General features: G+C 69.3%; 19 protein-coding genes. 9 read left to right on the top strand and 10 right to left on the bottom strand.

Annotation, left to right across the window (positions count from 1 at the left end; translation table 11 throughout):
• The coding region (locus QHF85_RS33225) for a hypothetical protein (RefSeq protein WP_281331410.1) at positions 1 to 205 on the bottom strand (205 nt) is incomplete at its 3' end.
• Between the two features lie 257 nt (positions 206 to 462).
• Here QHF85_RS33225 and QHF85_RS33220 point away from each other — a divergent pair.
• The gene (locus QHF85_RS33220; RefSeq protein ID WP_281331409.1) at positions 463 to 1,050 is read left to right on the top strand and encodes a hypothetical protein; all 588 of its coding nucleotides are present in this window, start codon (positions 463 to 465) and stop codon (positions 1,048 to 1,050) included.
• 127 nt (positions 1,051 to 1,177) lie between these two features.
• On the opposite strand, the gene QHF85_RS33215 is transcribed toward QHF85_RS33220, so the two are convergent.
• Positions 1,178 to 3,205, bottom strand: a complete 2,028-nt coding sequence (locus QHF85_RS33215) for an HD family phosphohydrolase (RefSeq protein WP_281331408.1) — start codon at positions 3,203 to 3,205, stop codon at positions 1,178 to 1,180.
• Positions 3,202 to 4,299: a PhoH family protein gene (locus QHF85_RS33210; protein ID WP_281331407.1), complete on the bottom strand. Its 1,098-nt coding sequence runs from the start codon at positions 4,297 to 4,299 to the stop codon at positions 3,202 to 3,204. Before QHF85_RS33210 ends, QHF85_RS33215 begins: the two co-directional genes overlap by 4 nt.
• A gap of 321 nt (positions 4,300 to 4,620) precedes the next feature.
• On the opposite strand from QHF85_RS33210, the gene QHF85_RS33205 reads away from it, so the two are divergent.
• Together QHF85_RS33205 and QHF85_RS33200 are read left to right on the top strand one after the other, a co-directional pair.
• Entirely contained in the window at positions 4,621 to 6,285 is a 1,665-nt protein-coding gene (locus QHF85_RS33205; RefSeq protein ID WP_281331406.1) for a porin, read from the top strand.
• A 64-nt stretch (positions 6,286 to 6,349) separates the two neighbouring features.
• Complete coding sequence (locus QHF85_RS33200) at positions 6,350 to 7,630, top strand: penicillin-binding transpeptidase domain-containing protein (RefSeq protein WP_281331405.1); 1,281 nt, start codon at positions 6,350 to 6,352, stop codon at positions 7,628 to 7,630.
• On the opposite strand, the gene QHF85_RS33195 is transcribed toward QHF85_RS33200, so the two are convergent.
• On the bottom strand, positions 7,627 to 8,208 hold the full coding sequence (locus QHF85_RS33195; RefSeq protein ID WP_281331404.1) for a thymidine kinase: 582 nt from the start codon (positions 8,206 to 8,208) through the stop codon (positions 7,627 to 7,629). The two genes, QHF85_RS33200 and QHF85_RS33195, sit on opposite strands and share 4 nt — an antisense overlap.
• Before the next feature lie 285 nt (positions 8,209 to 8,493).
• Between QHF85_RS33195 and QHF85_RS33190 the strand changes: the two genes are divergently transcribed.
• The gene (locus QHF85_RS33190; protein ID WP_136933470.1) at positions 8,494 to 8,748 is read left to right on the top strand and encodes a hypothetical protein; all 255 of its coding nucleotides are present in this window, start codon (positions 8,494 to 8,496) and stop codon (positions 8,746 to 8,748) included.
• A 148-nt stretch (positions 8,749 to 8,896) separates the two neighbouring features.
• A complete protein-coding gene (locus QHF85_RS33185) occupies positions 8,897 to 9,064 on the top strand; it encodes a hypothetical protein (protein ID WP_281331403.1) in 168 nt (55 codons plus the stop codon).
• 77 nt (positions 9,065 to 9,141) lie between these two features.
• Here QHF85_RS33185 and QHF85_RS33180 read toward each other — a convergent pair whose 3' ends face one another.
• Genes QHF85_RS33180 through QHF85_RS33165 form a run of 4 tightly spaced genes read right to left on the bottom strand, consistent with a single transcriptional unit; the run spans position 9,142 to position 14,898 of the window.
• Positions 9,142 to 9,612: a hypothetical protein gene (locus QHF85_RS33180; RefSeq protein ID WP_281331402.1), complete on the bottom strand. Its 471-nt coding sequence runs from the start codon at positions 9,610 to 9,612 to the stop codon at positions 9,142 to 9,144.
• 53 nt (positions 9,613 to 9,665) lie between these two features.
• Positions 9,666 to 12,680, bottom strand: coding sequence for a BamA/TamA family outer membrane protein (locus tag QHF85_RS33175; RefSeq protein ID WP_281331401.1), 3,015 nt, complete (start codon positions 12,678 to 12,680; stop codon positions 9,666 to 9,668).
• Entirely contained in the window at positions 12,677 to 13,963 is a 1,287-nt protein-coding gene (locus tag QHF85_RS33170; protein WP_281331400.1) for a hypothetical protein, read from the bottom strand. Before QHF85_RS33170 ends, QHF85_RS33175 begins: the two co-directional genes overlap by 4 nt.
• A 41-nt stretch (positions 13,964 to 14,004) precedes the next feature.
• Positions 14,005 to 14,898 carry a formyltransferase family protein gene (locus tag QHF85_RS33165; protein ID WP_281331399.1) on the bottom strand — a complete coding sequence of 298 codons (894 nt, stop codon included), beginning with the start codon at positions 14,896 to 14,898 and terminating at the stop codon, positions 14,005 to 14,007.
• A gap of 62 nt (positions 14,899 to 14,960) precedes the next feature.
• Here QHF85_RS33165 and ftsE point away from each other — a divergent pair, with 62 nt between their 5' ends.
• From ftsE to QHF85_RS33150, 3 genes are read left to right on the top strand one after another with little or no spacing between them, the layout of a single operon-like run.
• Positions 14,961 to 15,740 carry a cell division ATP-binding protein FtsE gene (gene ftsE / locus QHF85_RS33160; protein ID WP_281331398.1) on the top strand — a complete coding sequence of 260 codons (780 nt, stop codon included), beginning with the start codon at positions 14,961 to 14,963 and terminating at the stop codon, positions 15,738 to 15,740.
• A 13-nt stretch (positions 15,741 to 15,753) separates the two neighbouring features.
• On the top strand, positions 15,754 to 16,644 hold the full coding sequence (locus QHF85_RS33155) for a permease-like cell division protein FtsX (RefSeq protein ID WP_281331397.1): 891 nt from the start codon (positions 15,754 to 15,756) through the stop codon (positions 16,642 to 16,644).
• Between the two features lies 1 nt (position 16,645).
• Entirely contained in the window at positions 16,646 to 17,614 is a 969-nt protein-coding gene (locus QHF85_RS33150; RefSeq protein ID WP_281331396.1) for a peptidoglycan DD-metalloendopeptidase family protein, read from the top strand.
• Between the two features lie 4 nt (positions 17,615 to 17,618).
• Here QHF85_RS33150 and QHF85_RS33145 read toward each other — a convergent pair whose 3' ends face one another.
• Both QHF85_RS33145 and QHF85_RS33140 read right to left on the bottom strand, forming a co-directional pair.
• Entirely contained in the window at positions 17,619 to 19,670 is a 2,052-nt protein-coding gene (locus QHF85_RS33145; RefSeq protein ID WP_281331395.1) for an ATP-binding protein, read from the bottom strand.
• Positions 19,667 to 21,100, bottom strand: coding sequence for a PAS domain S-box protein (locus tag QHF85_RS33140; protein WP_281331394.1), 1,434 nt, complete (start codon positions 21,098 to 21,100; stop codon positions 19,667 to 19,669). The genes QHF85_RS33145 and QHF85_RS33140 overlap by 4 nt, the downstream gene beginning before the upstream one ends.
• Positions 21,101 to 21,397: 297 nt before the next feature.
• Here QHF85_RS33140 and QHF85_RS33135 point away from each other — a divergent pair, with 297 nt between their 5' ends.
• A complete protein-coding gene (locus QHF85_RS33135) occupies positions 21,398 to 22,279 on the top strand; it encodes an alpha/beta hydrolase-fold protein (RefSeq protein WP_281331393.1) in 882 nt (293 codons plus the stop codon).
• Positions 22,280 to 22,302 lie beyond the last annotated feature (23 nt).

Below are 22,302 nucleotides of genomic sequence, written 5' to 3'. Positions count from 1 at the left end.
CTGCGCCCCCCATGCCGCCGCCTGCGCCGCCCATTCCGCCGGCCGCGCCCGCGCCGCCGGTGCCGCCGGTGCCGCCGGTGCCGCCGGTGCCGCCGGTGCCGCCCTTGCCGTCGTCGCCGCAGCCGACGGCCGACAGCGTGCTGGTGGCCGCGCCGACGAAGAAGAGAAATGCCAACTTGGACCCGTTCGACTTCAAGAAATCCATGTCCACAACGTACGCGGATCGACGTGCGACGTCGATCCCCTCGCTGGAAATGGCCGACGGACGACCACGCGCGCAGCCATCCGAACGAAACATTGCGATGTGACGGTGGATGACTGCGTTTCGCCGCGGCCGTCTTCACGCGCACATCTTCATCGCTCGGCTGCGCATGCTCTCGTCGCGTTGCGAAGATTGACGCGGGGCAGGAGACGCGCGAAGCACCTCGGCGCCCGCGCCACTCCGCGGGCGACCAATCCCCGATGCGACACCGCGTTTTCACGGCCCTCTCCTTGATCGCCTGCCTTTCCCTCGTCGCTTGTAAAGAGAGCGGCAGTGAGGGAGGAGCGCCGCCCGCCCCATCCATCGCCCCCGCGCCCGTTCCGTCCGGAAAAACCGTCGAGGTCGCGCCGAGCGCCGCCGCGCCGAGCCCGAGCGCCTCCGCGGCTCTGCCCGCCGAGCCGCCGGGGCTCGTGGGGACGTGGGAAGGCCGCTACGACGCAAAGAAGGGCGAGGTGGAGATGCCGCCCAAAGTGAAGGACAAAGTCCGCACGAAGGACGATGGCAAGGCGGCGATCGGTCCGGGGACGCTCTCCCTCACCATCGGCCCGGACGGGGAGCTGAAAGGAAAAACCTCGGGCGCGCTCGGCGCCGCGGGGCTCAGCGGCAAAGTCGAGGGCGACGAGGTGCGCGCGTCGTTCTTCCCGGAGGACGCCCTTTCGAAAGAAGCGATGTTCGGCATCGTCCAGGGCAAGCGCAAAGACGACAAAATCGTCGGGCGCATCCGCGTGGCGAACGGAGATGCGTCGGTCGTGCGCGAGGCCGAAATCGAGCTGAAGAAGAAGGACTAGAGCATCGAACAGTTCGATGCTCTGGAAGATCGCGAAGCGATCTTTCCTCCGGGGGTGAAATCGGCCGGGCTTCGCCTGGCCGAGAGGGGGACGCGAGGCGTCCCCCTCGGGACGAAACGATTTCATCTCATCGCGACGACGCGGAGAGCGCCGAGTGCGGCGCGCCGGGCTGTTCGAGCACGGTCCACACCTTCGCTTCGATGAAGACGCGCACGAGGTCGGCGTCGACGTGCTGGTCTTTGACCTCGAGGCCGAGGATGTCGAGCGCGCGGTCGACGGGTACGGCCTTCTTGTACGGCCTGTCGCTCGCGGTGAGCGCGTCGAAGATGTCGCTCACGCTCATCATCTTGGATTGCAGCGGGATTTCCTCGGCGCGCAGGCGATGTGGATATCCCGTGCCGTTGAGGCGCTCGTGATGCGAGCCGGCGATGACGGCGACGCGGCGGAACTGTTTGCCCCAGGGGATCTGCGAAAGGAAGTGGTAGGTGTGCACCACGTGGCTGCGGATTTCTTCGATCTCCGCGGGCGTCAGTGATCCACGCGCCACCGACAAACACGCGACCTCTTCGGGGCGCAGGAGCGGCGCGACGTCGCCCGAGAAGTCGGTGAACGTCTCGCGGGCGATGGCTTCGATGCGCGCGAAATCGCCCCCTTTGAGAACCGAAGGTTCGTTCGCGGCGAGGATGGCCGCATACGCGGCTTCGAGCTCGGCCTTGCGCGCCGATAACTCCTGATCGAGCGCGGCGAGCTCGTCCCCGCGCGCGCCGCGCTGCACGAGCCGGAGCTTGCGTTCGAGGATCTCGACCTCGTGGGAGCGCGAGGCGATCTCGATGCGATGGCGGATGATGGCGAGCTCGTGCGGATAGAGCTTCTTCGCCTTCACGAGGACCTGCTCGCGGACGCCGATCTTGCCGAAATCGTGGAGCAGCGAGGCGTACTCGAGCTCGCGCAGATCGTCCTTCGTCCACGTGACGCCGCGATAGGGCCCGACGGGGGCGCGCTCGAGCGCACGCGCGAGCCCCACCGTGAGGAGCGCGACGCGGCGCGAGTGACCACTCGTCGTGGGATCACGCTGCTCGATGGCCTCGACGCTGGCGCGCACGAAGCCTTCGAGCATGTGGTGGATCTCGGTATAAAGGACCGCGTTTTCCAGCGCGATGCCGGCCTGCGATCCGAGCGTGCCGACGAGCTCTTCGCTGCGCGCGTCGAAGGGGACGACCTGGTCTTCGATGTCCTCGTCGGAAAGCAGCTTGCGGTCGCCCGCCCGCTTCTTGTTGATGAGCTGGATGACGCCGATGACCTCGCCTTTGCGCGAGAGCAGCGGCATGCACAGCATCGACTTCGTGCGATAGCCGATCTTCGCGTCGAACGATCGATCGAAGCCGTACGGCGATACCGCGGGCAGGTCGTAGACGTCCGCGATGTTGAGCGGGCGCTTGTGGAGCGCGACGTAGCCCGACATCGATCGGGGGCTCACGGGCAGCGTGAACTCGCGCGCGTCGAAGGGAACGGAGTCGTTTTGCGAGAGCTTGAAGCGCAGGGTGCGGCGGAGCGGATCGGGGTCGTCGCCTTCGACGACGTAGATGCTGCCGGCGTCGGCGCCCGTGATGAAGCGACTCTTCTCGAGGATGAGCGAGAGCAGCTTGTCGAGCTCGCGCTCGGTGGTGATGGCCTTGGCAATCTCGATGAGCTCGCCGAGCTCGTAACGATAGCGGTTCAGCCATTTGCCGCGCGCCTCGGCGCGGGCCTTCGACTCGAGCAGCTCGCAGACGTTGTGGATGGCGACGTAGAGCTCGTCGGCGCTCGGATCGGGGTTCACGAGCGCGCCGAGGCCGCGGTTCAAGGCGCCCGCGACGTCGCTGACGGCGGGGCTTCCGACGAGGACGAGCATGGCCTCGCCCGAGGCGAGCTTGTGCGCGAAGGGGCGCAGCACTTCGCGGCCGCGGTCCCACAAAGAGCCCGGGGCGAGCACCGCGAAAAGCCGGTCGCTGCGCACCGTGACGAGCAAAGGATGCGGCCGGACGACGGTGCGATCGGAGAGGCGCGCGTCCGAGAGGAGGCGCGCTTCGACGATGTTCATCGTGGCGAGCGCGTCACGACCGTATCGCGTCGAGCTCCGGGCGACGTCGCTCGCCCCGTCGATCAAAAGGCTCACGAGGCGGTCCCTTTTTCGCGCGGTTCGTCCGCGGGCTCGAGGTTCGTCGCGGGCGATTGCGCGGCGCTCGGGCCGTCACGGCGATCCCGATCGCGCTCGTTTTGCGCGCGCCGGGCCGCGACCTCCTGATCACGCTTCTCGTAGGCGACGATGATGCGCTGCACGAGCGGGTGGCGGACGACGTCGACCTCGGTGAAGTGACATATCGCGATGCCGTCGATCCCCGCGAGCAGCTCCCGCGCTTCGGCGAGGCCGCTGCGAGCGCCGTGCGGCAGATCGACCTGCGTGACGTCGCCCGTGACGACCGCGCGCGACGAGTAGCCGAGGCGGGTCAGGAACATGCGCATCTGATCGCTCGTCGCGTTCTGCGCTTCGTCGAGGATGACGAAGGAATCGTTCAGCGTGCGGCCACGCATGAACGCGAGCGGCGCGACTTCGATCTGCCCGCGCGAGACGAGCCCCGAGGCTTTGTCGGCGTCCATCATGTCGTGCAAAGCATCATAGAGCGGACGGAGGTACGGGTTTACTTTCTCGGCGAGGTCGCCTGGCAGAAACCCGAGCCGCTCGCCCGCTTCGACCGCCGGGCGCGTGAGGATGATGCGTTTGACCCGACGCTCGAGGAGCGCGTGCACGGCCATGGCCATGGCGAGGTACGTCTTGCCCGTGCCGGCCGGTCCGATGCCGAACGTCATGTCGTGCGTACGGATCGCCTGGATGTACCGTTTTTGCGCGATCGTCTTGGCGGTGACGGGCCTGCGGCGCGCGGTCACGAGCACGACGTCTTCGAAGAGCTCGCGCAGCGTGAGCGCGGGGTCGTCGCGGAGGGCTTGCACGGCGCGCACGTAATCTTGCGCGTCGAGGATGGCGCCGCCGCGAAGGAGCTGGGCCGCCTCGGCGAGGAATCGCTCGGCGAGCGCGACGGCGTCGGCGTCGCCGGCGAGGCGAATGATGTTGCCCCGCAGGCTCGCGTCGATGCCGAGCGTCCTCGCCACGGACTTCAGGTGTTCGCTCGCGGGACCGGCGAGCGAGACGAGCGTGGCGTTGTCGAGCACCTCGACGTCGGCCGTGATCCGAATGGGCGTGCTGCTGCTCATGGTTGGAACCGTCGCTTCCTCCGTGCGACCCCGACCGCGCGTGGCTTGACCGTCTGCGCGGCGCGTGCGAGCGTCGTGCCCGCCTGTCGGGCGCGAAGCTGGAAACATTCGCGAATGCTGCATACGAAAAGCGGGGACACAAGGCGCCTCCAAGGAGGCCTCCGCGGGAGCATAGCCAAGGCGGTGCTCTCCGGCGCGCTCGCGTGTGTTTTTTCTGTCCCGGCCGCGCTCGCACAAGTGCCGCCAGCCCCGCCTGGTCCCAACACAAAACCAGCCGCGGAAGGAAAAACCCAGGCGGAACCGCCTGCTCCCAAGCCCACGGTGATCGTGCCGCGGCCCGTCGTGCGGCCGAACGTGGTGATTTCACCGGCCGGCCCCCCGCCGCCGCCGCCCGCCGGCAAAACGCCGCCCGCGATCACGCCGCCGCCCGCGCCCGTGCAGCCGTTCCCGATCGAGGTCGATGTGCCTTCCCGCACCGAGCCGCGCATGGCGCTGGCCGGTTTTCAAGGCGGGATTTTTCTTCGGGATCCCTCGGACGACATCCGCGTGTATGTCCGGGGCCGTCTTCAGCTCGATTTCCATTCCTTCCTGGGTGGTGGCGCGTCCGCGTTGCCGGCCGAGGATGGCGGCGCGCTGCTCGCGCCCCGTTTTTTCGCCCGACGCGCCCGTATCGAGCTCGGCGCCGACCTCTTCCGTCGATGGTTTGCCCTGGTCGGCGTGGATTTCGGCGGGCAGCCCATAACGAACCCGATGGGCGAGGCGCAGCCGCCGACGTTGCCGCCCGGACAAGCGCCGCTCCAGACGTGGACGCGCTTCGCGCCGCCGCAGTCGGTGGGGCCGTCGGCGCAGCTCGCGAACGCGTACATCGACTACACGCTCCTGCGTCAGTTTCACGTGATGCTCGGGCAACACCAGGCGCCGTTTTCCCTGGAGAACCGCACGGGCAACGATGTGCACCCGTGGATGGAGCGCGTGCTGCCGATTCGAGCGTTCGTCCAGCCGAACGGCAAGGAAATCGGCATGACGATCTGGGGCGACCTCAACGAGGCGCAAACCTTGAGCTACGAGCTCGGCCTCTTCGTCGGTGACGGACCCAATCGTCCGCAGGTCGACAGCTACCCCGATTTCATCGGCCGTTTCGTGGTGCGCCCGTTCTCACGGGAACGACCCACGACCAAGGAGGAGCTCGCGGAGAGGCACAACAGCCTGGCGGGACAACTCCTCCAGCGTTTGCAGCTCGGCGTGAGCGTGCAGCGCGGCGCGCGTGACCCGGCGTTCGTCGCGTACGACTATCCCGCGATCACGACCGCGCAGGGGTTCGCATTGTGGGATCCGCGGTACGTCGACTCGCGCGGCAGGCTCGTGCGCGTCTTGCCGTCGGGCGCGCAAAATCGCATCGGCGGCGAGCTGCGCCTGCCGATCGATCGGTACGAGCTGCGCGCCGAGGCGTACTGGGTCGACAACGGGACGCGCGAGGCGATCGATGGACTCGCGCTTCAGTACACCGAGCGGCTCGGCAATGTCGAGGGCGTGGGCTGGTACGTGCATGCCTCGGCGTGGCCCGTGGGGGATCCGTTCGTGAACGGCGACCCGGGTTTTTCCCGGCCACCCAAGCTCGATCTGACGAACCCCGAGATACAAAAGAAACAGGACGAGCGGCGCGGGCTCGAGGTGATGGCGATCGCGGCGGGCGTGCAAGCGCGATACGACGGCGCCGCGCGGGGAGACGACTACGACGCGGCGACGCCGGGCGCGCCGGGGCGCACGTCGAAGATCTCGGTCGTGCAGCTCGGCCTCGGCGCGACGTACTGGCACACGCGGTTCGTCCGGGTGACGGTGAACTGGCTCGCCTACCACACGCCGGGCAGCGGCGCGGGGGAGAACCTCGCGCTCGTGCCGGGGAATTTGCTTGGAGACGCGGACAATCCCGCGCGATCCGCGGCGTGGATGCACGAGATCGGGGCGCGGGCGGCCGTGAGCTTCTGAGGCGCAAGGCGCGCACAACATTTTTGGCCCAGCCCCACGCCGCGCGTTAAGGCCCGAGGAGCCAATGCGTCAGTGGATCGCCATCGGTGCCGCCGTGGGGCTCGTGGCCGTCACGCTCCCCATGTTGCGCAAGCACGACGTGGAGCTCGCCGGTCTCCTCGCGAAAAGCAAAATCGAAACGAACGGAGGGCCCGTCGTCACGCGGGAGGTGACGCCACCCCCCCTGACCGACATCGACCTGACGCGGATCGACGATCGAGGAAACATCGCGATCGCCCCGGCCCACGGCAATCGCAGGGCCGAGCTTACGGTGGTGCCGAAGTACCAGCGCGCGGCCGTGTCGCTTTTGCGCAGCGGGCACGTGCCCGAGGGCGCCGTCGTGATGACCGACATCAAGACGGGCCGGGTGCTCGCGTGGGCGAGCTACGTGGATCAAGGCGCGATGCACGACGTCGCGTCGGAGGCGACGGCGCCTTCGGCGAGCGTGTTCAAGATCGTGACCGCGACGGCGCTCGTGGAGCACGCCGGGCTCGGGCCCAACACGAAGCAGTGTTACTCGGGCGGCGAGCACGCGATCACCGCGAAGGACATGGTCGACAACAAGAAGCGCGACAAGTGGTGCGCCACGCTCGCGCAGGCGATGGGCCGCAGCTTGAACACGGTGTTCGCGCGGCTCGCGGCCAAGAACCTCGATCGCGGCGAGCTCGAAGGGACGGCGCAGAAGCTCGGCTGGGGGCAGGACATCCCGTTCGACGTGAAGCTCGCGCAGAGCACGATCACGCTGCCCGAGGACGATCTCGGCTTCGCCCGCACGGCCGCCGGCTTCTGGAACACGACGCTCTCGCCGTTCCAGGGCGCGAACCTGGCGACGACGGTCGCGAATGGCGGCGAGATGGTGCGTTTGTCGATCGTGGCGAGCGTGAAGGACGAGGACGGCGAGATCTACAAGGGTCCCACGGCGCGCATGCCGCTGAAGCGCGTGATGAGCGAGCAGACGGCCCGCGCCATCACGTCGATGATGGAGGAGACCGTCGACTCGGGGACGAGCTACAAATCGTTCCACGACCGAGCGGGCAGGGCCTACCTGCCGGACATCCGCATCGCGGGCAAGACGGGCACGCTGACGAAGCCGACGGCCGAGGGCCCGTTCTACACGTGGTGGGTGGGCTTCGCGCCGAGCGACAAACCCGAGGTCGCGCTGTCGGTGCTCGTGGCGAACGGCGCGAAGTGGCGCGTGAAGGCGACGCACGTGGCCTCCGACATGCTGCGCGTCTACTTCGCGGACAAGAACGCGCCGGGCGTGCGGAGCCCGTTCGATTCCGGGTCGGTGGCGCGGCGGGATTAGAACTCGGTGCGGGGCACGTCGCGCGGCTCGAAGCAGCCGCGGCAGCGCGCCTCGTAGCTCTCGGCGCCGCCGACGAGGACCGTCGTGGCCTTGGGAATGAGGCGCTGCGAGCGGCTCGCGGGGCCGCCGCAGACGGCGCAGACGGCGTGCACCTTCGTGACCTCCTCGGCGATGGCCATGAGCTCGGGCATCGGCGGGAAGGGGCGGCCGAGGTAGTCTTGGTCGAGGCCGGCCGCGATGACGCGCAGGCCGCGACTGGCGAGTTTGTCGCAGACCTCGACGATGCCTCGATCGAAGAACTGCGCCTCGTCGATGGCGACGACGTCGGTCTCGTCGAGCACGCGCTCCTCGATGCTCGCGCTCGTGCCGACGGCGACGGCCTCGACGCTCACGGCCTCGTGGCTGACGATGCGGTGCGCGTCGTAGCGATCGTCGATGCGCGGCTTGAACGCCTGCACGCGCTGGCGAGCGAGGATGGCGCGCTTGATGCGCCGGATGAGTTCTTCGGTTTTTCCACTGAACATCGAGCCCGTGATGACCTCGACGGACCCGGTCGGACGAGCAGGTACCCCGCGCACGGGCGGAGACAGACCGCGGACGGCGGAAAGAGGCAAGGGGAAACGGCAGGCATGGCAAGACGCGGCCCCGGCCCGGCGCGTCACGTGGTTCGGAATGGCTAGGATCTCGGGGAATTTCGGAGGTTTGGGGAAGTCCGGTCGCTCGATGAAAACCCCGGGAAGACGAAGCATGCGTCGCGTCGCTGGCGGATCTCGTGCCGCGCGCGCGGGACGGACGCGGCGAAATCAGGCGTCGCCCTTGTGCAGCTTGTGCCCGTCTCGCGAGTGCATGCTAGGATGGCTGCTGTGCAAGTTGTGCTCCGCAAGCTCGGCCGTGGCTCCCGCGCCGTCGTCGGTCGACTGGTACGTGCTCCGCGGAAAGGCTCCGTCGTCGTGATCGAGTTTTCCGACGGGATGCACGAATACGTGACGACGCCGGTCAAGCGGGTCCTGCGGCTCGCGGGGCGGGAAGTGTTTTACATCGAGACGGTGAACTCCCGGTATCGCCTCGAGGTCCGCGGCCGTGAGGTCGCCCTCGACGGAGCGGTCGGCGGGAGCTGACGAGCCCACCTCGATCTCTTCCCAAATCCTTGCGGGCGGGCCCCTTCTTGGGCAGATTTGCCGCCCGTTTTTCAGACCGAACGACGGGGCTTCCGCAGCCGTGGCTGCGCAGAAGCCCAAAGACGCATCCCCCGAGGAGTCACACGCGATGGGTTACCGTGATCGCCGCAGCTCAATCAAGATGAGGCGCCGCAAGGCACAGGCGAAGAAGAAGGCGCGCGCCAAGGCACCGAAGGTCCAGCAGACCACGCCGGAGACCGCGGCGCCGAAGAAGTCGAAGAAGTCCGCGGCTGCGGCGCCGGCTGCGGCGAGCTGAGAGACTCCCTCACCCCCGCCCCTCTCCCTCTCGGGAGAGGGGAGGAGGGGAGAGAAGACAAAGAAGAACGAGCAGCTCTAGAAGCTGCTTTTTTCGTCCTTTGCGCTGCCGGTTTCGCCCTTCGGCGTGGCCGTGTCCGCGGGACGTTCGAGCAGCGCGGTGTCGCCCGCGGCGCACTCCTCCGTGTCGACGTGCCAGCCGCTCGCGTTGCGCCACTTCTGGACGAGCTCGGTCGTGCGGAGTTCCGCTTCGTCGATGCGTTGCCACTCGACACGCACGCGTACTTCGGCCTCGTCGCGCGTCTTCATGCGGACGTCCGCGAGCTCGAGATCCAGGACGCGCACGCGATCGCCCCAGGACGCATGACGCTTCGCCCACGCCTCGCGCGCGGAGGCCGCGACGTGCTCGCGCGCGATGTCCATGCGGCCGAAGCGCAGCGCCGTGTTGTGGTCGTACGCGGCGTCCATGAGCTTGTCCGTCGGCGTCTGCGGCATGACGCAGCCGAACGGGGCGAGCACGAGGAGGAGGAGAGCAAGGCTTCGGCGCACGTGCCGAAGAGACGCCTTGCGCGAGGATCGGGGCAAGTTCTTGGCCTTTCTCGTCAGAACGCGCTCGAGGCGACGAAGTACGCCTGGCCGCCAGGGATCGCCTTGCCGCTGAAGCCATAGGCGTAGCCGAGGCGGAGCTGCGTGTTGAGGTAGTAGCCGAGCGAGAGGCTGAGCCAGAGCTCGGCGCCGACCGAGGTGTGGAGCTTGGGCGCGTCGATGAGCGCGCCGTTCGAGAGGAACGAGACGTCGTCGCGCGTGAGCTTGTCGAACGCGCCGCCGTAGTCGACGAAGAGGTTGCCGTCGACGCGGCGGATGAAGAAGGGGAGCGTGGACAAACCCCAGTCGGGCTTCACGATCGGGAAGCGGTACTCGGCGTTCGAAAGGACGTACATGCGGCCCGCGGCGCTGCCAGGCGCGTAGCCGCGAAGGACGAAGGAGCCGTCGTAGATGCCCGTCGTGACCGTGTCGACGATGCTGACGTTGTCGAGGTCGTAGCCGCCGACGAAGAAGAAGCCGTCGCGCGGATACGTGCCCGCGGCGATGCCACCCGCGACGCGCAAGGCGAGCGTGTGCAAGCCGCGCCAAGGCATGGGGATGTAGCCGGCGATGGAGGTCTCGGCGGTCTGCAGGGTGAAGTTGCTGCCCGTCAAAGGCCCCGCGTACTCGACGGCGAGGCGCATCGAGTAGCCGCGGATCGCGCCGGCCGCGTCGAGCGAGCCTTCGACGTTGGAGAAGGAGTAGGCCGCGCGGACGGTGCCGATCGTGCCGCCGATGGGGAGGCGCGTGCGCGTGGCGTACGGGTCGGGCTGGGTTTGTCCGGGGAGCTCGCCGCGGAAGCCGGTGAACGAGTAGGAGAGGCTCAGGCTCTGATCGGTGAACTCGCCCGGCATGCGGTAGACCATGCTCGACGAGAGGCCGATGCCGCGCTCGTCGTAGGGGACGTCGCGGCCGTTGATGCGGTAGCCCTGGTAGCGCGGGGAGACGGCGTAATAGAAGCGGAGGTTGAGATCGACGGGGAGCCTGCGGTAGGCGTAGTCGAGGTTCACGCGCGGCGAGGGCGCGCCGAAGTCGGCGATCATCTCCGCCTGGAACTCGTGAAAGCCCGCGACGTCGGCGCCGAACGTGGAGAGCGTGAGCGCGTTCTGGCTGTAGTTGCCAGGGCCGTAGGAGATGCCGAAGTTGCGCGGCGCAAGCGTGGAGAGCGCCCGGTACGGGACCTTGCGCATGAGGACGCGCTCGGGCTCGGGCGGCGGATCGGGGCGATCCGCAGGCGCTGGCGGCGCGTCGAGGAAACGCGCCGGGTCGAGCGGCATCGCGTAGAGGTCGTAGCCCTTCGAGGTGTAGCCGACGTAGACGAGCGTCTTGTCATCGGGGCTGACGGCGGGCTGGAGCGCGCCGACGCGCACGTTCGTGACTTGCTTGAGCCCGCGGCTCGCGACGTCGTAGGCGTAGATGTTCGGGACGCCGCTGCGATCCGAGGAGAAGTAGAGGGTCTTGCCGTCGCTCGACCAGGTGGGGTTCGCGTCGATGGCGCGGTCGCGCGTGATGTTCTCGAAGGTGCCGGTGGCGACGTCGACGACGCGGATGTCGCGGTAGCCGCCCGCGGTCCACGCGCTGTAGGCGATGGAGCGTCCGTCGGGCGAGAAGCGCGGCGTGTAGGCCTGCTCGAAGCGCGCGCTCGGGACGAGGTCTCTGCGGTTCTGGACGTGGCCCTCGGGGTCGAGGTCGGCGATCTGGAGGAAGGTCGTGCCCTTCGTGTTGACGGTGAACGTGATGCGACGGCCGTCGGTGCTGACGTCGGGCGCGCCGGCGCGCAGGCCCGTGGTGAGGCGATGGCGCGCGGACTCGTCGCCGCGCGGCGCGGTCTTGCCGTTCTCGACGCGGTAGAGGTCGTCGCGGCGGTAGACGATCTTGAAGGGGCCGTTGCTCTGGTAGAAGTGATCGCCCGCCGGCGAGAACGACGAGGGCGAGGCGCCGCGGGTGCGCGCGACGAGGTCCGCGTCCGCCTCGAAAGCGTCGCGTCGCGCGTTGAAGCGGGCGCGGTAGACGCCCTCGCGGACGTTGTAGTCGTCGCGGTAGTAGACGAGCTCGTCGGCGTCTCCGGCGCGAGCGTTTCGCGGGACGAACCGCGGGTAGAGGACGTTGCGGCCGTGGCGGGTGAGGCGCGTGCCTTCACGCAGGCCTTTGGCCTCGATGGCGCGTACCTGTGCGGCGTACTTGAGGCGGAGGTGATCCTTGAAGCCCTCGAAGAGCTCCTCGTACGTGCGGCCGGTCGCGCGGCGCATCGAGCGGTTGATGCCCCAGGGGATGACGTTCTGGCCGTAGTCCGCGGCGACGGCCGTCATCGTGTGGCCGCCGTAGACGTCGCTGATCCAGCCGAGGAAACGCGATCCGTAGAGGTACCAGATGTTGCCCTGCGGCCAGCGCATCGAGGTCGACGACATCTGGTCGAGCCGCGCGATGTTGTCGTCGAGCACGTCGGCGCGCAGGAACATGTCGAAGAGCGCCGAGCGCATGCGGCCCGCGCTCGACTCGCGCGACTCGTACACCGTGGCGAGGCCCTCGATGATCCACCGCGGTTGCACCTGGTTCGGCGCGTAGCTCTTGCCGAGGACCGCGTTGATGATCGCCGGCAGCCCCGAGATGTTGTCGAGGTGCAGGATGTGCGTGTGCTCGTGCGTGATGAGGTCGAGCAGCCAGTCGTCGTAGTCACCGAGCGGCGAGAGGTCCTCGGGCGCGGTCGCGTAGAGGCGCACCGTATTGAACGGCAGCGCCGTGGCCGAGCCGTTCGCCGAGTCGACGTCGTCCGTGATCACGACCTCGGTGATGCCGCGCGGGCGGTTGTCGAGCGCGACGGTGAGGCGCGCGTGGACCGACTCCGCAACGCGCGCCACGCGTTCGGCGAGCGGCGTGAGCGTGGTCGGGTAATGCACGCGGAAGTGCGCCGTCTCGATGGTTTGCCAGTCGAGATCCGGATCTCCGACGGCCTCCGCAGTGCGCGGCACGGCGAGGGCCAAGGAGAGCGCGGCGCCTACGAGGGCCGCGCGTCGCGTGCGTGAAGGTTTCACAGGTCGTCGTAGAACATGGGCTCGCGGTTCCGCGCGTAGCGGTAGACGAGCTGCCGGCCCTCGTTGCCGATCTGGGTGAAGCGCGCGCCGAAGCCGGGCTCGGAGGAGCCGCTCGTTTCACGTGTCCACTGGACGATGGCGCGCGCGTAGAACTCGTAGTCACCGGGGAGCAGCACGCGGAGCTGCACCTCGGCGCCGAGCTTCGGGATGCGGTAGGTCGAGACGAAGATGCCGCCGTGCTCGATGACGTCGTTGCCGGAGAGGCCCTTGTAGAAGTTCGAGGAGCTGTGCGTGCCGAGCTCGACGTCGACGGCGCGCGTGCCGGGCAGAGGTGCGTGCTCCTTGGCTCTCGCTGTCGTGGGCGCGGGCGTGGCCTTGGCGGGCGCGGGCGTGGCCTTGGCGGGCGCGGGCGTGGGCTGCGGATCCTTGCGCGGCTCGGCCTTCGCAGGCGCGGGCGTGGGCGCGGGCTCCTTCGCCTTCACAGGCGCGGGCGCAGGCGTGGGCGCGGGCGCAGGCGCGACGGGCTGCGGCGCGGGCGTGGCCTTCACCTCGACGACGGGCTGCGGCGAGAGGATCGGCGCAGGCTTGATCTCCGCGACGGGCTGCGGCGCGGGCGCGGGTGCAGGCTCGGGGACGATCTGGAGGACGGGCGCGGGCTTGATGATCTCGACCGGTTCGGGCGCGGGAAGGGGTGCAGCCTTCGGTTGCGCCAAAGGTTCGGGCGAGGGGATGGGTGCAAGCCTCGCCTCCGACACAACCGGTTGGGGTGCGGGAAGGGGTGCAGGCTTCGCCTGCGCCAACGTTTCGGTCGCAGGAAGGGGTGCAGGCTTCGCTTCAGCGACCGGTTCGGGTGCGGGAGCGGGTGCGGGAGCGGGTGCAGCAGGCTTCGCTTCAGCGACCGGTTCGGGTGCGGGAGCGGGTGCAGCAGGCTTCGCTTCAGCGACCGGTTGAGGCGCGGTCGCACCCGTCCCCTTGTACTTCGCGAGCGCGTTCACCTTCGCGAGCGACGCCGCGACGGCTTCGAGCACCGTGTCGACGGCGGGGTGATCCACGTCGAGCGCCTGCACGTCCGCGAGGACCTTGCGCACGTTCTTGAGGGCGACATCGCGGCCGTCGAGCACGGCGCCGTTGCTGCGCTCGATCTTGTGCAGGATGCCCATCGTCTTCGCGATCGGCTCGGCAGCCTCGAGGAGCTCGTCGGGCGCGTCGTCGGCACTCTGCAGGGCACCGAGCGCCTCGGCGAGGGATGCGCGCGCGGTCTTTGCGAGCTGAGCGGGTTCCACGGTCCTCCTCCAAGAAAGCGCGCCTGTCGCGGAGCGCGGCGTCAGCCTAGCAAAGGCTCGGGCGCAAGAAAGAGCCGGGCGAGTGCTTCCGCCGCGACGGGCGCGCCGTCGATCTCACCGCGGACCAGGATCACCGCGCCGTCCCCCGTGCGAATCACGGCGTGGCCTCCCTCGGCGTACCCCTCTCCAGGCTCGAGCGCTTCGGGAAACCGCGGCGCTTTGCGGGCCTCGAGCACGGTGACGAGCACGCCGGCGATCTCGGTGAAGGCCCCGGGCGTCGGCGCGAGGGCGCGGATGTGCCGGAGGACGCGGTCGGTGGGCCAGGACCAGCGGATCGCGTGCTCGTCCTCGCCGAGGGCAGGCGCGTGCGTGACGAGAGCCTCGTCCTGCGCGATCTCGGCGATCGTCTCGCCGCGGGCGAACCTCTGGCAGGTGCGGCGCAGCGCGCGGAGCGAGGGACGATCGAGGGCGCGCGCGAGATCCCAGCCGGTCCAGCGCGGATCGATCGCGAGCTCTTCCTGTTCGAGGATCGCGCCCGTGTCGTACTCCTCGGCGATGCGATGCACGGACACGCCGGTCACGGCGTCGCCGCTCAGGATCGCCCACGTCGTCGGATCCGGGCCGCGATGGCGCGGCAGGAGCGAGGGGTGCACGCCGATGCCGCCGAGCCGGGCGACGTCGACGAGGCGCATGGGCAGGCGCGTGGTCCAGAACCAGCTCACGACGAGATCGGGCGCGAGGCGCCTCACCCGATCGACGAGCGCGGGATCGGTCACCTTCGGCCGGACGAGGACGCGCTCGCCGAAGACGCGACGCGCGCGGCGCAGGCCGAGCGCGTCCTTGCGGCAGACGGCGCAGAGCTCGATCGAGTGCCCGTCCTTCGCGAGCAGGAGCGCGGCGAGTGGCAGGCCGAAAAACGCGATGCGGAGCGGCATGTCCTCTCTCCCTTACCCCAAAAATTTTCCCGGTTCGTAGGGCCCTGGTAGCAATCGCGCCCATGGCGTCATCCCCGCGCCCTTCGTTTCACCCGGCCCTCCGGCCCGGGCATCGGTTCGACCCGGCTGCAGCGAGGCGACCGATCCTGGTGTTCGAGGACGTGCACAAGGCCTACCGGCCGGACCAGCCGGTGCTGCGGGGGATGTCGCTCACGATCGAGCGGGGAGAGTTCGTCTTCATCACGGGGCCGTCGGGCGCGGGCAAGAGCACGCTCCTGCGCCTCGTGCATCGCACCGAGCGCGTGGACGACGGGCGGATCCTCTTCCTCGGCCGCGACGTGGGCCGCCTGCGGGACGACTCGATCCCGGCCCTGCGCCGCAACATCGGGTACGTGTTCCAGGACTTCAAGCTCGTGCCGAGCTGGACCGTGTTCGACAACGTCGCCGTGGCCCTCGAAGTCGTGGGCCTTCCGCCGCGGCTCGTGCGCAGCCGCGTGGGCGAAGCGCTCGAGCGCGTGGGGCTCGCGGGGCGCGGCGACGAGGAGGCCAAGCGCCTCTCGGGCGGCGAGCAACAACGGGTCGCGATCGCGCGAGCGATCGTGGGCGAACCGGCGCTCATCCTCGCCGACGAGCCGACGGGCAACCTCGATCCGCAGCTCGCGATCGACATCCTCGGCCTCTTCGAAGACATCCACGAGACCGGAGCCACCGTGCTCTTCGCGACGCACGATCGGACGCTGCTCGACGTGCGTCCGCGGCGCGTCGTGGTGCTCGACGCCGGCAAGGCGACGGACGCGCCGAACGGGCTCGACGGGGCCGCCCCGATGAACCTCGTGGCGTAGGGAGGGAGTTTGCATGGCGAGCGAACGGTACGGCGTGCGAGTGCCCATGAAGGCCTGGAGACCCGGGCGAGGGGACATGCGCGTGCACGTGCAGTCGATCTTCTCGCTCGCGGTCGCGTTCGTGTGCCTGGCGGCCTCGCTGCTCGTGGTGACGAACCTCTCGGCGGTGCGTGATCGCTGGTCGCGGGCCGGGCGCGCGACGGTGTACCTGCGCGACGGCGTGGCCGATCCCGAGGTGAGCGAGCTCGTCCGCGCGCTCGAACGTACGCCCGGGGTCAAGCGCGTGCGGCACGTGACGAGCGTGGAGGCGCGGCGCGAGATCGTGGTCGACGAGTCCGACGCGGCGCTCGCGTCGCTGCCGCCGAGCGCGTTCCCGGCCTCGCTCGAGCTCGGCTTCACGGACGACATCGGCGAGACCGATCTCCAGTCGATCGCGCTCAAGCTGCGGGCGCTGCCGGCCGTCGAGACGGTCGAGACGTACCAGCGCTGGACCGAGCGCCTCTCGTCGCTGCTCGGCGGCGGCGTGTCGGCGAGCGCGGCGCTCGCGGTGGTCGTGATGTGCGCGGTCTTCAGCGTGATCAGCTCGACGATGCGCCTCTTGCTCAGCCGTCGGCGGACCGAGGTCGAGGTCTTGAAGCTCGTCGGCGCGACGAACGAGTTCGTGCGCCGTCCCTTCGTGATCGAGGGGGCGATGCAGGGCGCGGCGGGCGCGGCGGCGGCGATCGCGCTGCTCGGCGGGCTGTTTTTCCTGGTGCGCGGGCGCTTCGATCACGAGCTCGCGAACCTGCTCGGGCTCTCGCCCTCGTTCTTGCCCTGGACCGTCTCGCTCGGGCTCGTGCTCCTCGGCGGCGCGCTCGGCGCGACGACGGCGCTCGTGAGCCTGCGCCGAATGGCGGCGATCTGAGATGAGGCGCCGCACGTCGCTCCTGCCGGTCTTGCTGCTCGCGCTCGTCTCGGGCGCGGCGCGAGGCGGCACGCCGGTGGAGTCGCCGCCCGCCCAGGCGCCGAGCGCGCTCTCGTCCGTCGCGGATTTCGAGCGGCTTCTCAAGCGTATCGACGACGAGCAACGCGCCGCCGAGGGCGAGCTCGCGGGGATCGATCCGCGCATCGAGACGCTGCGCAAGCGGATGCTGGCGCGCGGCCGGGCCTATTATCGCCACGTGCACGCAGGCCTCTTGCCGGTGGGTGAAGGCTTCGACGCGCTCGTCGATCATGCGGCGCGGGTCGAGCGGGTTCGCCGCGCCCTCGAACGCGACATCGCCGACGAGAAGGCGCTGCTCGAGCGTCGCACCGAGCTCGAAGACCGCATCCTCCGGCTCCGCGCTGAGCGCGCGCCGCTCGAGCTGCAGCGCGAGGCCATGACGCGCGCCAAGCGCGCGCTCGAAGCCGAAGACGAGCGACGAGCGGCGTTCGCGCGCGCCTTCGAATCGTCATCGCGCCCGGACTACGTGGCGATTTACGGCGCCGACAGCGGGCCTCGGGACGCGGACGCGCGCCTCGGGTTCGAGGCGCAGAAGGGACGCCTGCTCTTCCCGGTCGCCGGTCGCGCCGAGGTGCGGCGCTCTTCGAAGCACGGCGTGAGCGGCGTCGAGCTCTTCGCGCAGCCCGGCGCGGCCGTGCGCAGCGTCGCCGCGGGTCGCGTGGTGTTCGCGGATCGGTACGACAGCTACGCGCTCACCGTGATCGTCGATCACGGCGATCGTTACTACAGCGTGTACGCGAGCCTCGGCGGCACGGAGCTACGCGCGGGCGATCCCGTGGCCGCGGGCGCGCGCGTCGGAACGGCGCCGACCGCGGGGCAGGGCGACACCGTGTATTTCGAGATCCGACGCGGCGCGAGCGCGCTCGATCCCGGCCCCTGGCTCGGCCTCTAGCGTCTCACGCGACCTCGGACGCAGGCGCGACGATGCCCCAGCGCGGCAGCGTCACGGTGAACGTCGAGCCCTCGCCGAGTCGGCTCGTTGCCTCGATCTTCCCGCCGTGCGCCTCCACGATCTGCCGCGCGATGAAGAGGCCGAGCCCGAGCCCGCCGTAGTGCCGGAGCGACACCGCGCGTTCGAACCGTTCGAAGATCCGGGCGCACGCCTCGGGCTCGATCCCCATCCCGTGATCGGTGACGGAGAGCCGCACCACGTCGCCGTCGTCGGCGATCGCGACCTCGACGGGACGGCCTCCCCCGTACTTCATCGCGTTCTCCAGCAGGTTCGACAGGACCTGCTCGAGCCGGAGCGGATCCCAGCGGCCGACGAGCGACGGGCACGCGTGGAACGAGATCTCGGAGCCCGCCTCGCCCGTCTCCTGGGTGAAGCGCTCGGTCACGTCGCGGGCGAGCTCGCAGAGGTCCACGGTTTCAGGCTCGATCGCGAGATGACCTGCCGTGATGCGTGTGACGTCGAGCAGGCTCTCCACGAGCCGCGTGAGCCGGACGATCTGCCGGGAGCAGCGCTCGACGCGCCCGGTGAGCTGCTCGTTCAGGAGCCCGGCGCGCTTCAGCGTGCGTTCGAGCGCTTCGAGCTGGAGTTGCAGCGGCGTGAGCGGGGTCCGCAGCTCGTGCGAGGCGATCATGAAGAACTCGTCGCGCACGCGGATCGCCTCCTGCGCCTCGCGGTAGAGGCGCGCGTTGTCGAGCGCGATGCCGAGCCTGCGCCCGAGCTCCTGGGCCACGGCGAGGTCCGCCGGGTTGTAACGGCCCCGCGCCGTGCGGCGCACGAGCTCGACCACGCCGAGCCTCCTGCCGCGCAGCTCGATCGGCACGCAGATGTACGAGATCGGCCCGAGCGACTCGAGCTGATCCGGGCTCACCCCGAGCACGTGCGCCATGCAGCCGAGGCTCTCGATCTCCTCGTGCAGAACCTTGGCGCCGCTGCGGAACGTGTAGTCGGCGCCGAGGCGCCGCCCCATCCCACGCGCGAGCTCCCTCGTGAGCTCGTCCTTTCCGGTCCCGTTCGCGGCGGCGCAGACGACGAGCGAGCCCTGCTCGTTCGCGAGGTCCACGAAGCAGAGATCGCCGAGCAGCGGGACCGCGCGTTCCGCGGCCTTCTGCAGCGTGCCTTCTGTCTCGAGCGAGCTCGTGAGCAGGAGCGTGGTTTCGTCGAGGAAGACCTGGATCTCTTCGGCGCGCTTCTGCTCGGTGAGGTCACGCATCACGGTGGCGAAGCCACGCAGCTCGCCGCTCTCGTCGTGCACGGGCGAGAGCCGGAGCTCCGCGCGAAACTGCGACCCGTCGCGCCGCACGAGGAACCCTTCACCCAGGAAGTGGCCGTCTCGCCCGGCCGACGCGAGCGCCTCCTCCGGCGCGCCTCGCTCGACGTCGCCTTGCGTGTAGAACGCCGACACGTGCGTGCCGAGGCTCGCCCTCTGCTCGTAGCCCATGATCCGCGTCGCGCCGGCGTTCCAGCTCGCGACGTGCCCCTCGGGGTCGAGCATGAAGATCGCGTAGTCCTTCACGGACTCGACGAGCAATCGGAAGCGCTTCTCGGCCTCCTCGGACGCGCGTCGCCGCGCTTCCTCCTCCGCGAGCATCACCTTGCGCGTCTGGAGGAGGCCATCGGTCTCGTGCTTGTAGAGCGCGATCTCGATCGCGCCGCGCAGCTCGCGCTCGTTGAAGGGTTTGACCAGGTACCCGAAGGGGCTCGTCGTCTTCGCGCGGACGATCGTCTCCTCGTCGGCGTAGGCCGTGAGGTAGACGATCGGGATGTCGAGCTCGGCGCGGATCTGCTCCGCGGCCTGGATCCCGTCCATCGATCCTTCGAGGCGGATGTCCATCAAGACGAGGTCGGGGCGGAGCGAGAGCACGCGTTCGATCGCGCGCTCACCGGAGGCCGACGCGCCGGAGACCGCGTAACCCAGGGAGCGCAGCGTGTTTTCGAGGTCCGCGGCGACGATCCGCTGGTCCTCGACGATGAAGATCTTCCGCTTCGTCTCGCTCATGATTGCGTCGGGGTCAGGGGAAAACGCACGACGAACTTCGTCCCGCCGTCGCGTTCGAGATCGATCGTCCCGTGGATCTGCTCGGCCAGGATGCACACGAGCTTGAGGCCGAGCGTGCCCGCGTCGCGGAAGTCGACGTCGGGCGGAAAGCCGATCCCATCGTCCTCGACTTCGAGGACGACCTCGCTCCCGTGCCGCTGGAGCCCGACGCGCACCGTTCCATTTCTTTCGGCTGGAAACGCGTGCTTGATCGCGTTCGACACGAGCTCGTTCACCACGAGCCCGCACGTGATGGCCTCGTCCACGCCGAGCGGCACGCCCTCGGCGTCGAGGACGAGCGCGACGTGCGCGGGGCTCACGCCGTACGTGTAGAGCAGGCCCGTCGCGAGCCCCCGCAGGTACTCGGCGATCTCGACGCGCGCGAGGTCCTTCGACTGGTAGAGCTTCTCGTGAAAGAGCGCGATCGATCGGACGCGCGTCTGGCTCTCCTTGAAGAGCTGGAGCGCGCGCGGATCGGTGATTTGCCCCATCTGCAGGTTGAGCATGCTCGAGACGATCTGGAGGTTGTTCTTCACCCGATGGTGGATCTCCTTGAGCAGCACCTCCTTCTCCTGGAGCGAGGCGCGCAGCTTCTTCTCGACCAGCTTGCGCTCGGTGATGTCGCGGATCGCGGCCGCCACGAGCAGGCCGTCCTCCGTTTCGATGGGGCTCAAACTGATCTCGACGGGGAACTCGGAGCCGTCCTTGCGACGGCCGTAGAGCTCGAGGCCGGAGCCCATGGGGCGCACGCGCGGGTCGGCGAAGAAGCTTCCGCGGTGATGGGTGTGCCGGTCGTGAAAGCGCTCGGGGACGAGGGCCTCGATCGCCTGGCCGACGAGCTCGGCGCGCGGAAAGCCGAAGACACGCTCGGTCTGCGAGTTGCAAAGGACGATCTTGCCCGCGGCGTTGACGATGATGATCGCGTCGGGCGCGGCTTCGAGGAAGCTGCGGAATTTCGCCTGCGCGCGGTTGCGCTCCGTGACGTCGCGGATCGCCGCCGTGACGAGCGTGCCGTCGCGCGTGCGGATCGGCGAGAGGCTGATCTCGACGGGGAACTCGGATCCGTCTTTGCGACGACCGTGCAGCTCGATGCCCGCGCCCATGGGCCTCGGGCGCGGCTCCTCGGCGTACTGCGTGCGGTGCTGGACGTGCTCGGTCCGCAGGCGTTCCGGCACGAGGACGTCGATCGGTTGTCCGCGGAGCTCGTCGTGCTCGTAGCCGAACATGCGCACGAGTTGGGCGTTGACGAGCATGATCCGGCCCGCGGCGTCGACGATCACCATGGCGTCGGGCGCCGCTTCGAGCAGCTCGCGAAAGCCCTCTTGCGTGGCCGTCCTCGCTTCGTTCTCCGTCAAAGCGCTGCCGTTCGCGCTCGGATGCACGACTTGCACGGTTCCTGGTCTCCCCACCATGCCACCATGAACAGAAGGCCGTCGAACTCGACCAGGACGCACCCAGCGGGTGAATACCGCGGGATCTCGGGCCCGGTCCTCGTTGATCTTACGGCGCCGTACTACTTTGGATCCATAGCGTGACGAGCGACAAACGCTACCGCGCAGATCAGGAGGAGCCTGTCGGATTGCGGCTCGGAAGAGCGGGCGGTGCGGAAATGTGGAAACCGGTCGTTTCGCGCGGCTCGGCGGCTCGTCCATGACGGACGCAGAGCGCTCCGCTAGAGAGCTCGGTCGATGGCCTTCACCCGCCGCCGCGCCCTCCTCGGCCTCGCCGCGTTCTCGCTCGGCGCCTGCCGCAAGCAGACGCCGCCGCCCCCGGCGGACGGGCTCCGCTGGAAAGACCTCGCGTTCACGCCCGAAGAGCAGCGCGCGCTCGTGCTCGCGCCGCCCTCCACGCGACCTTTGCCGGTGCTCGTCGCGCTGCATGGACGAGGTGAATCGGGCCGCGGGCTCGAGGTCGGCGCGTTCGCGTGGCGAGATGACTACGGCCTCGATCGGATCGATCGAAGGCTCTCCGCGCCGCCGCTCACGGGCGCCGATCTCGAAGGGTTTTTCCGACCCGAGCGGCTCGCGCAGATGAACGACTCGCTCACGAAACAGCCGTACGAGGGGCTCGTCGTCGCTTGTCCGTACACGCCCGTCGTCGCGGATCGATCCGAGAAAGGCGCCGTGCCCTTCGGTCGGTTCGTCACCGACGTGCTCCTGCCGCGCGTGCGCGCCGAGGCGAAGGCGTCCTCGGATCGCGCGGCGACGGGCATCGACGGCGTGAGCATGGGCGGGCGGCTCGCGCTCTTCGTCGGGTTCGCGTTTCCCGAGATCTTCGGCGCGGTCGGCGCGCTGCAGCCGGCCTTGAAGCCCGAGGAGGCCCCGCACTTCGCCAAGCTCGCCCGCGCCGCCATGGATCGGCAGCCGTTCGCGCTCCGGCTCGTGTCGAGCGACGCCGATCCGTTCCTGCCCGCCGTACGGGCGCTGTCCGCGGCGCTCACGGAGGTCAAGGTCCCGCATCAGCTCGTCGTGACGCCGGGGCCCCACGACTACGCCTGGAATCGCGGGCCAGGCGGGGCCGAGATGCTCCTCTGGCACGAGCGTGTCCTGCGCGGCTTGCCCGCCCCCTGAGCGCCGCCGCGCACAAAGCATGG

This window comes from Polyangium sp. 6x1, assembly GCF_029946515.1.
Taxonomy (GTDB): domain Bacteria; phylum Myxococcota_A; class Polyangia; order Polyangiales; family Polyangiaceae; genus Polyangium.
The sequence above is the reverse complement of the archived record's forward strand: the minus strand, read 5'-3'. Positions and strand labels throughout refer to the sequence as shown.